We start from the raw sequence: 14,298 nt of genomic DNA, 5'->3' as shown, positions 1-14,298 counted from the left end.
TTGGTGACTATTCGTGGCACGGCTAACCAGTCAAGAAAAAGCAAAAGAGTTCGATAAATGGGTCATGTGGAAGCAAGAGGGCAGTCGCGAAGCGGAAGTTGATCTCATCACCAAGTTTTTGCCGCTGGTGGACAAGGTGGCAAATCGGCTGGCCATCAATTTGCCGGCTAACGTGGACAAGGATGACTTAATCAGCTACGGACGATTTGGGTTGCTGGACGCTTTGGCCAAATTCGATCATACGCGGGGACTGCAATTCGAGACATATGCCATGTGGCGCATTCGCGGAGCCATGATTGACGGCCTGCGTGAAAATGACTGGATCCCTCGCACCGTTCGGGACAAGGCCAAAAAAATCGAAGAAGCGTACACCACCTTGGAGCAGAAAATGCTGCGAATGCCAACCGATCAGGAAGTTTCCGAATATCTCGGAATAAGCGAAAAAGATCTGCAGCAGGTGTTTCTGGAAACCTCTTTGGCCAGCATGGTTTCCATTGACGAGGCAGTGGGGGAAGAGGACGAGCAGAAGACCGCAAGACATTCCTACATCGTGGACGAGCTGACTCCGCGACCGGAAACGGTAGCAGAAGTCGGCAGCTTGAAAGAAGTGCTAGTAGGTGTAATCGACAAGCTTCCAGAGAAGGAAAGACTCGTCGTCTCCCTGTTTTACTTCGAGGAGATGACGCTGTCCGAAATCGCTGAAATCATGAGCTTGTCACCTTCACGGATCTCCCAGCTTCATTCGAAGGCTCTTTTCCGGCTTCGTTCCGCCTTGTCGAGATGGAAGTCGCAATTGATGTAAACGTAATGTACCCAAGCTTGAGAGGGGTAGAATGTATGGAAGGGATCGGGAATTATAGACTAGAGGTAAAAATCTCAGCAGATAAACTAGAGGCAGAAATCTTTCTGAAAGTCGGGGAAGAAGACCTCGAAAGCATCGTGCTCAAGGAATCGGACGTCTACAACGCGCTGCAAACGAGCAAAGTGAAGGCGGGCATCCTCGAAGAAGTTGTGCAGGAGCTGTGTGCAATCCCTGCGAAGTATGCAAACGCCCGCGTCACGATTGCGCGCGGAGTCGCTCCAGTTGACGGAACCGATGCTTTTATCGAGTATCCGTATTTGGCAACTGTTTCCGATGAGGAAGGGCCAAAAGAACTGGAAGATGGCCGAGTCGATTTTTATAATATAACCAGCATACCGAATGTAGTAAAAGGACAGCTCTTAGCCCGCAAAATTCCAGCTACCCCTGGAACCCCGGGGACAGCAGTTACCGGAGAGCCCATCGCTCCCAAAGCAGGCAAGGAAATCAACATCAAGCCCGGCAAAAATGTCGTGCACAACCAGGAGCGTACGATGCTTTACGCTGCCATTGATGGACAAGTTTCCTTTACCGACCAGGACAAACTGAACGTCTTTCCCGTTTTTGAAGTGAATGGGGATGTCGATTTTGGGGTTGGCAACATTGATTTCGTGGGAACGGTGGTCATTCGCGGGAACGTATTGAACGGATTTCGGGTCAAGGCATCTGGCGATATCCGCGTGTTAGGAAGCGTAGAGGGAGCCGAGCTATACGCGGACGGATCGATTGAGATTAAAAGCGGCATCGTGGCGCAGGACAAAGGCATGATCGTCGCAGGGAAGGACATCCGCACGTCGTTTATCCAAAATGCGAATGTGACGGCGGGCCATCAGGTGATCGTGTCGCAGAGCATCATGTTTTCCACCGTGCGGGCAGGAAAGCAAATCATTTGCAAAGGCCCGAAAGGCATTATTATCGGGGGCGTCCTGCAGGCGGGAGAAAAAATTGCCGCCCGGGTGTTCGGCAACAACAGCGCAACCCCTACCGTTTTGGAGGTAGGCGTGAAGCCGGAGCTGCGCCAGGAACTGGCCAACATTCAAAAAGATTTGCAGAATGTGTATGAAAATTTACGCAAAACGGATCAGGGCCTGGGTGTGCTCAATCAAATTTTGCACTCAGGCAAGGAGCTTACAACCGAAAAGCGGATCATGCAAATCAAGCTGACCAATACGCGACTGGTTTTGGAAAAGGAATGCAAGGAGCTTGAAGCCCGGAAAAAGGAGCTGGAAATCGAGCTAAAAGGCGAAGGCCCCGCCGCCGTAGAGGTGTACCAAGTTATGTATCCGGGGATCAAGCTGACATTCGGCAAGCTCGTGCATTTTATCAAGCATGAGTACGCCCGGACGCGCTTTATCGTCCTCGATGGGGAAATCAGTACCGCAACCCTCATCTAAAAGCCGAGTTTGATTCCGCAGGCGAGGAAGGGAGTTGAGCTGTATGAGTTTGAAAGCGGTTGAATTGCAAGTGGCGCTGCCACGCACGTTAGAGGTCAGCCGGATTCAGGAGCACCAGCTACAACGGTCCATGCATGAAACACAGTCGATGATCGATCAGCGCAAAGATTTGGACGCGCACATGCGCCAGCGTCCGGCGAACGTCGATGAAACGCAAAAAAATCAGATTCGCGAGAGGGAGCAGGGACAGCAGCAGAAGCAGGAGGACCCAGCGCACAGCGCATCTGCCGAAGCAAAGAATGCCGCAGCAAAAGAGCACAGCTCCCCTTCCTCTGTCTCCATGCGAGATCCCATGCGCGGGCGCTTTATTGATATTTCCTTATAAAAGGAACAAAGTAAGACAAGCCAGAAGCAAAGGTGGCCAACATGGACCAAGTGTATCTCATCTTGATTGGAGCGGGAATCATCATCATGCTGCTTGCTTTTTTCCTGCAAAGAAAGACGCCGGATGATGCTGCCGCCATACCGACACAGCGACTGACAGACAAGGCAGAAACTGAAAAAAGCCTGCAACGGTTAAGCAAGCAGTTCAAGCAGGAAACCGCCCTTCTTTCTGCCGAATGGCAAGAAACAAGGGCTGATTTGCTTCACGAAATCGATCTGTTGAAAAAGCGGGTCGAGCAACTGGAGCAGCAATGGAACGAAAGAGCTGCCCATGCGCAAGTGGCCGCCTCCGCCGAGCAGGGGCAAGCGAATGGCGCGCAACCTGAGGCGGAGGATGTCGATATGCTGGCTTTGCGCGAGCGCTATCGGCGCGTGTTCGAGTTGAGCCGGGAAGGGCTCTCTCCTGACGAGATCGCCAAGCGGCTGGGCGCAGGCCGCGGGGAAATCGACCTCATTTTCGCGCTGGCGCAAAGGAACGAGCGAGGTTTTGCCGATGCGTAAACGCGAGCTGTTATTCGGATTTGGCGCAGGCTTGCTCGTGGCTGCTTCGATCATCGGTCTGGTCGCACCGAAAAGCGAAGCGCCACCGGCAGCACTTACCGAGGAAGAAATCAAGCAGGCGGCGACCGAATTGCAAATGGTCGTACTCACGCCAGAGGAATACAAGCAATGGCAGGAAGAAAAAAAGGTCAACGTCCAGCCTGCACCGAGCGCCCCGAAGGCGCCGGCAGCGCCTGAAGTGCAGCAGACGAAGCCCCCGGCGACAGTCCAGCCGAAAGCGCCAGTGACGAGCGAAGCGACACCGCCAAGCGTGGAGAGTGCCGCACAGCCTGCTCCTGCCGCTGAGACGGCGAGCCAGAGCACCACGCCGGCGACAGCACCAGCCGCAACTGCCGCTCCACAGCCGCCTGCTGTCGCGTCTCCCGCAGCGAAGAAAACCGTCTCCTTTACAGTGCCGTACAAAGCGACGGCGGAGGGAGTTGCCGCGACGCTCGTCAAGGAAGGGATATTGCCTAAAAACAACAAGTTTGTGGAAGAGTTGCGCTCCATGGACAAGCTGAACCGCATCCGGGTAGGGACGTATCAGGTTTCGGTGCCTGTCTCGGAGGCGGAGATTGCCAAGCTCATCACCACGCCGCCGAAAAAATAAGGCGGTATTTTTTTGCAAAAATAATGGAATTCGTTTGTTGCAATTGAAACACCCATATGATATATTCATTTACGGTGTTGAAATCGCACGTCCACCAATTCCGGCAATGGTGCTGCCACTTTGGCAGAATTGCTTGGAACATGCGGTGAGGCGGAGGTAGGCATCAAAAAAACCACTTTTTGAAGGAGGTGTGAAATATGGCAGTAATTTCGATGAAACAACTGCTCGAGGCTGGTGTACACTTCGGTCACCAAACTCGTCGTTGGAACCCGAAAATGGCTCGCTATATCTTCACCGAACGTAACGGAATCTACATTATCGACCTGCAAAAAACCGTGAAAAAAGTTGAGGAAGCGTACAACTTCGTACGTGAACTCGCTCAAGACGGCGGAAAAGTGCTCTTCGTTGGTACGAAGAAACAAGCACAAGAATCCGTAAAAGAAGAAGCTGAACGTACAGGTCACTACTACATCAACCAACGCTGGTTGGGTGGTACCCTGACAAACTTCACAACCATCAAAAAACGTACAGCTCGCCTCGCTGAGCTGAAACGCATGGAAAACGATGGTACTTTCGAAGTATTGCCTAAGAAAGAAGTTATCGTTCTGCGCAAAGAAATGGATCGCCTGGAAAAATTCCTCGGCGGTATCGCTCACATGGATAAATTGCCAGACGCTCTGTTTGTCATCGATCCTCGTAAAGAGCGCATCGCTGTAGCAGAAGCTCGCAAATTGGGTATCCCAATCGTTGCAATCGTAGATACTAACTGCGATCCAGATGAGATCGACTACGTGATCCCAGGTAACGATGACGCAATTCGCGCTGTGAAACTGCTCACTGCAAAAATGGCAGACGCTCTCTTGGAAGGCAACCAAGGAACAGAGCAACAAGCCACAACAACTGCGTAAGCAAGTGTGTAAAAGGGTGGACTGAGGGTGTCAGAGCCCCCGTCCATCCTTTTTTTTTCTTCAAAAGGCATTTGTAGATTGTAACTTTCCAAGGAGGTTTCACTCAATGGCAATTAGTGCACAAGCGGTTAAAGAACTGCGCGAGCGTACAGGCGCAGGTATGATGGATTGCAAACGCGCGCTGGAAGAAACAGCGGGCGACATGGAAAAAGCGATTGACCTGCTCCGCGAGCGCGGTATCGCAAAAGCGGCGAAAAAATCCGGCCGTATCGCAGCAGAAGGTTTGACAGCTACAGCGGTTGCTGGTAACGTAGCAGCAGTTGTGGAAGTAAACTGCGAAACAGACTTCGTTGCGAAAAACCCTGAGTTCCAAACACTCGTGAAAGACATCGCTGAGCACGTTGTATCCCAACGCCCTGCAACTGTAGAGGAAGCGCTGGAGCAACCGTTCAAAGGTGCTGGCGACACTCTGGCACAAGTTATCAACGAAAAAATCGCGACTATCGGAGAAAACATCTCCTTCCGTCGTTTCGCTGTATCCGAGAAATCCGACAACGGCATATTCGGTACTTACCTGCACATGGGTGGTAAAATCGGCGTGCTGGTAACACTCGAAGGCACGCAAAACGAAACATTGGCGAGAGACCTGGGTATGCACGCTGCTGCTTCCAACCCTCGTTTCGCTAACCGTGAAGAGGTTTCCCAAGACGAAATCGATCGCGAGCGCGAAGTTCTGAAAAACCAAGCACTGGCTGAAGGCAAGCCTGCTAACATCGTAGAGAAAATGGTGGAAGGCCGCCTCTCCAAATTCTTCGAAGAATACGTACTGGTTGAGCAACCATTCGTAAAAGACCCAGACAAGAAAGTATCTGCTCTGTTGAAAGAAGCAGGCGCTTCCTTGAAAGAATTCGCTCGCTTCCAAGTAGGCGAAGGGATCGAGAAGAAGCAAGAAGACTTCGCAGCCGAAGTAATGGCTCAAGTGAATAAGCAGTAATAAAGGTATAGGGAACACCTTCGTGTTCCCTATTTTCAAAGCGAGAGTTTCACGACATGTGAAACTCTCCTGCACGTAAAAAGCAATGTGTCCGAAGCTTTTCAGAAGGAATGCAGACGAGGCACAGAGAATGATTCATGAATGGAGGCCGTTTCACATGCCACTTCCTGCCTATAAACGGGTTGTGTTAAAGTTGAGTGGGGAAGCACTGGCGGGGGACCTCGGGTACGGAATCGACCCGAAGGTGATCTTCTCCGTAGCGAACCAGATCAAAGAAATCGTAGAATTGGGAGTACAAGTCGCCGTAGTCGTCGGTGGAGGTAACATCTGGCGCGGACTTTCCGGAAGCTCCAAAGGAATGGATCGGGCTACTGCTGACTACATGGGGATGTTGGCCACGATTATGAACTCACTCGCCTTGCAGGATGGGTTGGAAAAAGTGAACGTCCCGACTCGTGTCCAAACCTCGATTGAGATGCGACAAGTGGCGGAGCCATACATACGCCGACGCGCCATTCGCCACCTGGAGAAAATGCGCGTGGTCATTTTCGCTGCCGGAACGGGTAACCCTTATTTTTCTACAGATACGACGGCTGCCCTGCGTGCTGCTGAAATCGAAGCAGAGGTCATTTTGATGGCGAAAAACAAGGTCGATGGGGTCTATTCCGCTGACCCGAGCCTGGATCCGAATGCGCAAAAGTACGACAAGCTGACGTTCCTGGAAGTCCTCAACAAAGGGCTGGGTGTTATGGATTCGACCGCATCGAGCTTGTGCATGGATAACAGCATCCCACTCATCGTGTTTAACATTTCCGAAGAAGGCAATATTCGCCGGGCAGTAATGGGCGATAAAATCGGTACTCTAGTGAAGGGGGAATAATCATGCCACAAACAGTGCTAAAAGACATGGAAGATCGTATGAATAAAGCGATCCTCGCTTTGAAAAAAGACTTGTCCAGCCTCCGTGCAGGCCGTGCCAACCCTGCGATGCTGGACCGCGTGATGGTGGACTACTACGGTACGCCAACACCGATCAGCCAGCTCGCGAACATCAGCGTTCCTGAGCCGCGCATGCTGACGATCCAGCCGTGGGACAAAACTGCGCTGAAAGAAATTGACCGTGCGCTGCAACAGTCTGACCTGGGCATTTCTCCATCCAATGATGGGGTTATCATCCGCCTGGTCATCCCGCCGCTTACCGAAGAGCGCCGCAAAGAGCTCGTGAAGCTGGCGTCAAAAGGCGGAGAGGAAGCGAAAGTCGCCATCCGCAATATTCGCCGCGATGCGAATGACGAGATCAAAAAGCTGGAAAAGGCTGCGACCATTTCCGAGGATGAATCCCGTCGCCATCAGGAAACGATCCAAAAAACGACCGACAAGTTCATCGCAGAAGTCGACAAGATCGTGAAGGACAAAGAAAAAGACATCTTGGAAGTATAATTTTTAGGGCGATCCCCCTCATTTGAGGGGGATGTACGTCTATATCTCTCATTACGGGGGAACACTTTATGTTAGAACATCTGGCGCGCAAATGGAGCCGCAAGGAAAAACAATCGGTACCAGCCGAGTTGGATCGTTCCGGAAAAATCCCGCAGCATGTCGCGGTGATTATGGACGGCAACGGTCGTTGGGCCAATATGCGCAATTTACCCCGGGTCGCCGGGCATCGAGCAGGCATGAAAACGGTAAAGGAAGTCGTAAAGGCTGCTGACGAGATCGGCGTGCGTTACATGACCATGTACGCTTTTTCTACAGAAAACTGGAAGCGACCACGCGACGAAGTCGATTTTCTCATGAAGCTTCCGCAGGAATTTTTGTCGACAGAATTGGATGAATTGATCGAACGCGACGTGCGCATCCGCATGCTCGGCAGCAAGGAAGAGCTGCCGTCGCATACGTTGAAGGCTCTGCATGAAGCAGAGGAGCGCACCCAAGGAAATCAAGGTCTTCAATTGTGTTTTGCCTTGAATTACGGAGGCCGCGACGAAATCGTCAAAGCGTTTTCCGTGTTGGCACAGAAAGTAAAAGCGGGGGAGCTCGATCCGGGAGAACTGGATGAAGAAGCGATTTCCCGTTATCTTTATACAAGCGACATTCCGGACCCTGACCTCTTGATTCGCACCAGTGGAGAAATTCGCTTGAGTAACTTTATGCTTTGGCAGTTGGCTTACACAGAATTGTGGTTTACGGATGTGCTCTGGCCTGATTTTACCCGTGAACACTTTTTTCAAGCGATTGTGGAATACCAAGGCCGAGCTCGTCGCTACGGGGCGGTATAGCCGAGAGGTGGAATCAGTTGAAGCAACGAATCATAACAGGCCTGATTGGTGGAGCGGCTTTTCTCTTTTTTATCTACCTAGGTGGAGCCTGGTACTCACTATTGGTGTTTTTGCTGGCCGTCATAGGCCATTTTGAATTTATGCGGATGGCTGGCATTCAGCCATTCCATGTGGCAGGAATACTCGGCTACGCGCTCGTGGTCAGCTTGCTCTGGCCGTCGCTCGCGTTTTCGGAATGGCTTCGCATCAGTATGCCGGATCTGTTGCTGCCTGTCATCCTGCTTTTGTTGATTTACTCCGTTTTGCGGAAAAATCAGTTTCACATTGAACACGTCGCCCTTACGCTGGTGGGGGCGTTATACATAGGCTTCGGTTTTACATACATGGCCGCAGCCCGCAACCTCCCCGACGGACTGATGCTCACCGCGCTGGTGATCGCAGCGATCTGGTCGACGGATTCGGGGGCCTATTTTGTCGGGAAAGCGATCGGCAAGCGCAAGCTGTGGCCGGAAATCAGTCCCAACAAAACGGTCGAGGGTGCGCTGGGCGGCTTGGCAGCGGCTATTTTGGTCGTCATCGTCATCAATGCAAGCTTCGGCAGCTTGCCATTTGACAAGGCGCTCGTCATCGCGCTGGTCGCCGGTGTCGTCGGGCAGTTGGGCGACCTGGTAGAGTCGGCGTTCAAACGACATTTTCACGTAAAAGATTCAGGACAGCTCATTCCCGGACACGGCGGCGTGCTGGATCGTTTCGACAGTTTTTTGCTTGTCTTTCCGGTTTTGCATCTGCTAGGTATCGTCTGAAACCTGGTGCATATAGAAGAGATATAGAGGGTGAAATCAGTGAAAAAAATAGCGCTCTTGGGTTCAACCGGCTCGATTGGAACAAGCACGCTGGAAGTCGTGGAACAGCATCCCGAAGAGTTTTCTGTCGTCGCCATGGCAGCAGGGACGAATGTGGAGCTGCTCGCCCAGCAGGTCGAAACGTTTCGGCCTGAGCTTGTTTCGGTGGGGAACGAGCAGGCGGCTGCCCGGCTTCGCGAACGACTGGGGAGCGGATACAAGCCCGAGATTGTCTGCGGTTCAGAAGGGCTTGAGTTGGTTGCCCGCCATGAAGCCGCCAGCATGGTCATGACCGCTGTCGTTGGCAGTGTAGGGGTCGCTCCTACACTCGCGGCGATCGAGGCAGGAAAAACGATCGGGCTTGCGAACAAGGAAACGCTGGTGAGCGCAGGACCCGTCGTGATGAAGCGGGCGAAGGAAAAGGGCGTGGCGATCATCCCGGTTGACAGCGAGCATTCCGCTGTTTTTCAATGTCTGCAGGGAGAGCGGGCAGAAGATGTGGCGCGGGTCATTTTGACGGCATCAGGCGGTTCTTTTCGCCATTTGAGCCGCCAAGAGCTGCAGAAGGTGACAAAAGAGCAGGCATTGGCGCACCCGAACTGGAGCATGGGCGCAAAAATCACCATTGACTCGGCTACGATGATGAACAAAGGCTTCGAGGTGATCGAGGCCCACTGGTTGTTTGATTTGCCGTACGAACAAATCGACTGCGTGCTGCATTATGAAAGTATCATTCACTCTATGGTAGAATACAAAGACCGGGCCGTGATGGCGCAACTGGGCACGCCGGATATGAAAGTGCCGATCCAGTACGCCATGAGCTATCCCGGCAGAAAAAATCTGACTACGGAACCTCTTGATCTGGTCAAAATCGGCTCGCTTCATTTTGCTGCCATGGATTTTGAACGCTATCCTCTGCTACAATTGGCATATGAGTGCGGGAAAGCGGGAGGCACGTACACCGCTGTCCTGAATGCAGCCAATGAAGTGGCTGTCGATCTTTTCCTCAAGGGGGCGATTGCCTTCCTCGACATCGAAAAGGTCGTCAGACAGACGTGCGAGGCTCATAAGGGCGTGCATAATCCTGAACTGGAAGAGATTTTTGAAGCTGATCGGTGGGCGCGCACGCATGCGCTTGCGTCCGTATAACAAAACTGGATCTAGACACTCCAACGAAAGGTGGCTGTTCACTTGCCTTTTCCCAACATGGATTCCGTTGAATCAATTCTCGCGATCGTCGTCGTTTTTGGTGCGCTCGTTTTCGTGCACGAGCTCGGACACTTTCTTTTGGCAAAAAAAGCAGGGATTCTGTGCCGCGAATTTGCGCTGGGAATGGGGCCAAAAATTTTTCGCGTGAAGCGGGGAGAAACGGAATACACTCTTCGCCTCTTACCTATTGGAGGTATGGTCCGCATGGCGGGCGAAGACCCCGAGATGGATATGTTGAAGCCGCACATGGAAGTAAGCCTGGAGCGGGATGCGTTAGGAAAGGTAACCCATTTTTTGCTGGATGGACCGGGGAGCGCTTCCCCTCGGGCGATTACAGGTACGGTTGTTCGCTTTGACTTGGAAAAAGATTTGCATATCGTGCTGGATGTGGGCGGGGAAGAGCGCCAGTTTTCCGTTCATCCCCAGGCGCAACTGGTTAAAGATGGACAAGAGGTGCAAATCGCGCCTTTGAACAGGCAGTTTAAAGGCAAGACGATCTCGCAGCGCTTCTGGGCCATTTTTGCCGGGCCTTTTGCCAACTTCCTGCTGGCGTTTGTCCTGTTCATCGCGATCGGGCTTTTGTATGGGGTGCCAAAAGACATCCCGTATTTGGGCGAGGTCAGAGCAAACGGCCCGGCGGCCGAGGCGGGCTTGATGCAAGGGGACAAAATTATTTCCATTCAGGGACAGCCTGTGGCTTCCTGGAAAGAAATCGTCCAGATTATCAGTACGTCGCCGGGTAAAGAAATGAAGTTTGAGTACGAGCGCAATGGACAGCGCAACTCGGTTTTGGTCAAGGTCGCAAAAGACGAAAATAACGTGGGCAAAATCATGGTGACGAACCCATTGACGTATGCCCCGGGAGAAGTGTTGAAGTACGGCGCTTCCTCGACTTATGAGTTCACGGCGATGATTTTGAAAAGCTTAGGGATGCTCTTTACCGGCTCTGTAGGGCTTAACGACCTGAGCGGTCCGGTGGGCATCTTCAAAATGACCGGAGAGTTCGCCCAGCAAGGCATGGCGATTTTGATGAAGTGGGCAGCCGCCCTCTCGATCAACCTGGGGCTGTTCAATTTGCTGCCGCTTCCGGCCCTGGACGGCGGTCGACTGGCATTTCTCGCGGTAGAAGCGCTGCGCGGGCGTCCGGTTGATCCGCACAAAGAAGGCATGGTGCATTTTCTCGGCTTCGCCTTTTTGATGCTGTTAATTTTGGTTGTAACCTGGAACGATCTGCAACGGTTGTTCTTTCAATAACGTACTATCATGATGAGTAGAAAACAGACAAAATTAAAGGATGGTGCAAAATGTACAAGCGCGAGGAGACGAAACCGGTTTTTGTGGGAGGCGTGCAAATTGGTGGCCAAAAAAGCGTAGTAATTCAATCGATGACGACAGCAGACACGCGTGATGTAGAGAAGACACTGGCCGAGATTCAAAGACTTCATGATGCCGGTTGCCAAATTGTCCGCCTGGCCGTCATCAATGAAGACGCAGCCCGCGCCATCAAAAAAATCAAGGAGCGTTCCCCGCTGCCGCTCGTTGCGGACATCCATTTCGACCACAGGCTGGCACTGATCGCTCTTGAGAGCGGCATCGACAAAATCCGGATCAACCCCGGAAACATCGGTTCCAAGGAAAAAACAAAACGCGTGGTCGAAGCTTGCCGCGAGCGCAATGTACCGATCCGCATCGGGGTAAACTCCGGCTCCGTGGAAAGAAGGCTGCTGGAGAAGTACGGCTATCCTTCGCCGGAAGCGATTGTCGAGAGCGCAGTAGACCACGTGGAAATTTTGGAAGACTTGAATTACGATAATATCGTCATCTCCCTGAAATCTTCCGACGTGCCGACGATGATCCAAACGTATTCGCTGATGGCGCAAAAGCGCAACTACCCGCTGCACGTAGGGGTGACGGAGGCAGGTACGCAGTTTTCCGGCGCGATCAAGTCTTCCGTCGGGATCGGGACCGTGCTGTCGATGGGTATCGGCGACACGATCCGCGTATCGCTGACGGCCGACCCGGTGGAGGAAATCAAGGTGGCGAAGCAAATTTTGCGCAGCCTCGATATCGTCAACAACGATCCGGTCGTCATCGCGTGCCCGTCCTGCGGCCGTTGTGCGATCGACTTGATCGGACTGGCGACAAAGGTTGAGGACGCGATCTCCACTTTGAAAGTTCCGCTGAAAGTAGCTGTCATGGGCTGCGCCGTAAACGGGCCGGGCGAAGCGCGCGAAGCGGATGTCGGCGTTGCGGGCGGCAACGGCGAAGGGCTGATTTTCCGCAATGGTGTCATTGTTCGGAAAGTGAAAGAAAACGAACTGTTTGAAGAGCTGATGAAAGAAATTAACGAAATGGTCAACGAGAAAAAACCTACCGAGGTAGGCTGATCGTCGTTGATTGCTGACGAGGCATAAGGAGGACACGCACGTGTTGAAGCAAAGTCAAATGTTGATTCCTACCTTGCGGGAAGTGCCTGCGGATGCGGAGATTGCCAGCCATAAGCTGCTTCTCCGCGCCGGTATGGCCCGCCAACTGGCTTCCGGGATTTATACGTACCTGCCATTGGCGCTTCGTACCCTGCATAAAATCCAGGCCATTGTGCGTGAAGAGATGAACAAGGCAGGGGCCCAGGAGCTGTTGATGCCTGCCATGCAGCCTGCTGAGCTGTGGCATCAGACAGGCCGCTGGGATGTGTACGGCCCAGAGCTTGTGCGTTTGCGCGACCGTCACGACCGCTCCTTTGCGCTCGGACCGACTCACGAAGAAGTCATCACCAGCCTGGTTCGCGACGAGATCAACTCGTACAAAAAGCTCCCGATCAACCTGTACCAAATCCAGACGAAGTTTCGCGATGAAGTGCGTCCGCGCTTCGGCTTGATCCGTTGCCGCGAGTTTATCATGAAGGACGCGTATTCGTTTGATACGACCCAGGAAGGACTGGATCGCAACTTCCAGGCGATGTACGACGCCTACACGAACATTTTCACCCGTGTCGGCCTGAATTTCCGCGCAGTAGAAGCGGACGCAGGCGCGATTGGCGGAAAAGGCACGTACGAGTTTATGGCCTTGTGTGACATCGGCGAAGACACGATTGCCTACTCCGAAGAAGGCGATTTTGCAGCCAACCTGGAAAAAGCGGAAGTCGTGTACAAGCCATCCGCGAAGCCGACGGAAGAAGCGCCAGCCCGCGAAAAAGTACATACGCCGGGGATCAAGACCATCGACCAGCTCGTCCAGTTCCTGAACATCGAAGCGAAGCAAATCATCAAGAGCCTCCTCTACCGCGTCGATGACAAGCTGGTAATGGTGCTTGTGCGCGGTGACCACGAGCTGAATGAAGTGAAGCTGAAAAACTTGTACGATGCGACAATCGTCGGTTTGGCATCCGAAGCGGATATCGTTTCCGTGACAGGGGCGCCTGCCGGATTCGTTGGCCCTGTCGGCTTGGATGGCGAAAAAGTGGAAATCATCGCGGACAACTACGTCCAGGATGTGTATGACGGCATCGTTGGCGCAAACGAAACCGACTACCATCTGACTCATGTTGTGCCAGGCCGTGATTTTGCCGTTTCCCGTTTTGCTGATTTGCGCAACATCACAGAAGGCGATGAGTGCCCGCGTACAGGCGGCGCGATCAAGTTTGCGCGCGGGGTGGAAGTCGGCCATGTGTTCAAGCTCGGAACGAAGTACTCGACAGCGATGGGAGCAACGTACCTGGATGAGAACGGCCGCAGCCAGCCGATGATTATGGGCTGCTACGGGATCGGCGTATCGCGGACGATCGCTGCTGTCATTGAACAAAACAACGATGAGAATGGCATCATTTGGCCTGTAGCTGTCGCTCCTTTCCATGTACATGTGATCCCGGTCAATGTTAAAGTAGAGGAGCAACGCCAAATCAGCGAACAAATTACCGAAGCTTTGCAAAAAGCGGGCGTGGAAGTTTTGTTCGACGACCGCCCGGAGCGTGCTGGCGTGAAGTTCAAGGATGCTGATTTGATCGGCCTGCCGCTGCGCATTACCGTATCGGACAAAGCGGCGCAAGAGGGCACCGTCGAAGTTCGCGTCCGCAAAAACGGGGAAACCGTGAACGTGAAGCTGGAGGACCTCGTATCTGAAGTGAAAACGATGCTTGCTCGTGTAGACCATACCGGGGCAGCCCTGTTCGGCAACGAGTAACTAGCAGGATTGAAGGAAGATTTTGTCGAATTTTACGGGG

Annotated in this window: 15 protein-coding genes; all 15 read left to right on the top strand. The window is 52.8% G+C overall.

Translation table 11 applies throughout. The features are described 5' to 3' along the window. Nucleotides 1-13: 13 nt before the first annotated feature. The 15 genes from AC3WJN_RS00825 to AC3WJN_RS00755 all read left to right on the top strand — a co-directional run bounded on the left by AC3WJN_RS00825 (nucleotide 14) and on the right by AC3WJN_RS00755 (nucleotide 14,258). Nucleotides 14-802 carry a FliA/WhiG family RNA polymerase sigma factor gene (locus AC3WJN_RS00825; RefSeq protein WP_005834208.1) on the top strand — a complete coding sequence of 263 codons (789 nt, stop codon included), beginning with the start codon at nucleotides 14-16 and terminating at the stop codon, nucleotides 800-802. Between the two features lie 35 nt (nucleotides 803-837). Further along, nucleotides 838-2,253, top strand: a complete 1,416-nt coding sequence (locus AC3WJN_RS00820; RefSeq protein ID WP_005834206.1) for a flagellar assembly protein A — start codon at nucleotides 838-840, stop codon at nucleotides 2,251-2,253. Nucleotides 2,254-2,296: 43 nt separating this feature from the next. Next, nucleotides 2,297-2,638 (top strand): hypothetical protein, encoded by a 342-nt coding sequence (locus AC3WJN_RS00815; protein ID WP_005834204.1) that lies wholly within the window; start codon nucleotides 2,297-2,299, stop codon nucleotides 2,636-2,638. A gap of 41 nt (nucleotides 2,639-2,679) precedes the next feature. Then, entirely contained in the window at nucleotides 2,680-3,198 is a 519-nt protein-coding gene (locus AC3WJN_RS00810) for a DUF6115 domain-containing protein (protein ID WP_005834202.1), read from the top strand. Continuing rightward, on the top strand, nucleotides 3,191-3,847 hold the full coding sequence (locus AC3WJN_RS00805; RefSeq protein WP_007786821.1) for a hypothetical protein: 657 nt from the start codon (nucleotides 3,191-3,193) through the stop codon (nucleotides 3,845-3,847). The genes AC3WJN_RS00810 and AC3WJN_RS00805 overlap by 8 nt, the downstream gene beginning before the upstream one ends. 197 nt (nucleotides 3,848-4,044) lie before the next feature. Continuing rightward, on the top strand, nucleotides 4,045-4,755 hold the full coding sequence (rpsB, locus tag AC3WJN_RS00800) for a 30S ribosomal protein S2 (RefSeq protein WP_005834198.1): 711 nt from the start codon (nucleotides 4,045-4,047) through the stop codon (nucleotides 4,753-4,755). 106 nt (nucleotides 4,756-4,861) lie between these two features. Continuing rightward, a complete protein-coding gene (gene tsf / locus AC3WJN_RS00795) occupies nucleotides 4,862-5,749 on the top strand; it encodes a translation elongation factor Ts (RefSeq protein WP_005834195.1) in 888 nt (295 codons plus the stop codon). 157 nt (nucleotides 5,750-5,906) lie between these two features. After that, complete coding sequence (gene pyrH / locus AC3WJN_RS00790; RefSeq protein WP_005834193.1) at nucleotides 5,907-6,629, top strand: UMP kinase; 723 nt, start codon at nucleotides 5,907-5,909, stop codon at nucleotides 6,627-6,629. 2 nt (nucleotides 6,630-6,631) lie between these two features. Further along, nucleotides 6,632-7,189, top strand: a complete 558-nt coding sequence (gene frr, locus AC3WJN_RS00785; protein WP_005834191.1) for a ribosome recycling factor — start codon at nucleotides 6,632-6,634, stop codon at nucleotides 7,187-7,189. Between the two features lie 68 nt (nucleotides 7,190-7,257). After that, on the top strand, nucleotides 7,258-8,028 hold the full coding sequence (gene uppS / locus AC3WJN_RS00780; protein ID WP_005834189.1) for an undecaprenyl pyrophosphate synthase: 771 nt from the start codon (nucleotides 7,258-7,260) through the stop codon (nucleotides 8,026-8,028). A gap of 17 nt (nucleotides 8,029-8,045) precedes the next feature. Beyond that, nucleotides 8,046-8,831, top strand: a complete 786-nt coding sequence (locus AC3WJN_RS00775; RefSeq protein ID WP_007786826.1) for a phosphatidate cytidylyltransferase — start codon at nucleotides 8,046-8,048, stop codon at nucleotides 8,829-8,831. Between the two features lie 39 nt (nucleotides 8,832-8,870). Continuing rightward, a complete protein-coding gene (locus AC3WJN_RS00770) occupies nucleotides 8,871-10,019 on the top strand; it encodes a 1-deoxy-D-xylulose-5-phosphate reductoisomerase (protein WP_005834185.1) in 1,149 nt (382 codons plus the stop codon). A gap of 42 nt (nucleotides 10,020-10,061) precedes the next feature. Further along, nucleotides 10,062-11,333 carry an RIP metalloprotease RseP gene (rseP, locus tag AC3WJN_RS00765; RefSeq protein ID WP_005834183.1) on the top strand — a complete coding sequence of 424 codons (1,272 nt, stop codon included), beginning with the start codon at nucleotides 10,062-10,064 and terminating at the stop codon, nucleotides 11,331-11,333. Between the two features lie 50 nt (nucleotides 11,334-11,383). Continuing rightward, on the top strand, nucleotides 11,384-12,466 hold the full coding sequence (ispG, locus tag AC3WJN_RS00760; protein ID WP_005834181.1) for a flavodoxin-dependent (E)-4-hydroxy-3-methylbut-2-enyl-diphosphate synthase: 1,083 nt from the start codon (nucleotides 11,384-11,386) through the stop codon (nucleotides 12,464-12,466). A 43-nt stretch (nucleotides 12,467-12,509) separates the two neighbouring features. Continuing rightward, complete coding sequence (locus AC3WJN_RS00755; RefSeq protein ID WP_141333627.1) at nucleotides 12,510-14,258, top strand: proline--tRNA ligase; 1,749 nt, start codon at nucleotides 12,510-12,512, stop codon at nucleotides 14,256-14,258. Nucleotides 14,259-14,298 lie beyond the last annotated feature (40 nt).

The sequence above is a fragment of the Brevibacillus sp. FW306-2-1A-C05A genome, from assembly GCF_058781555.1.
This window is presented reverse-complemented; position numbering and strand designations above follow the sequence as displayed.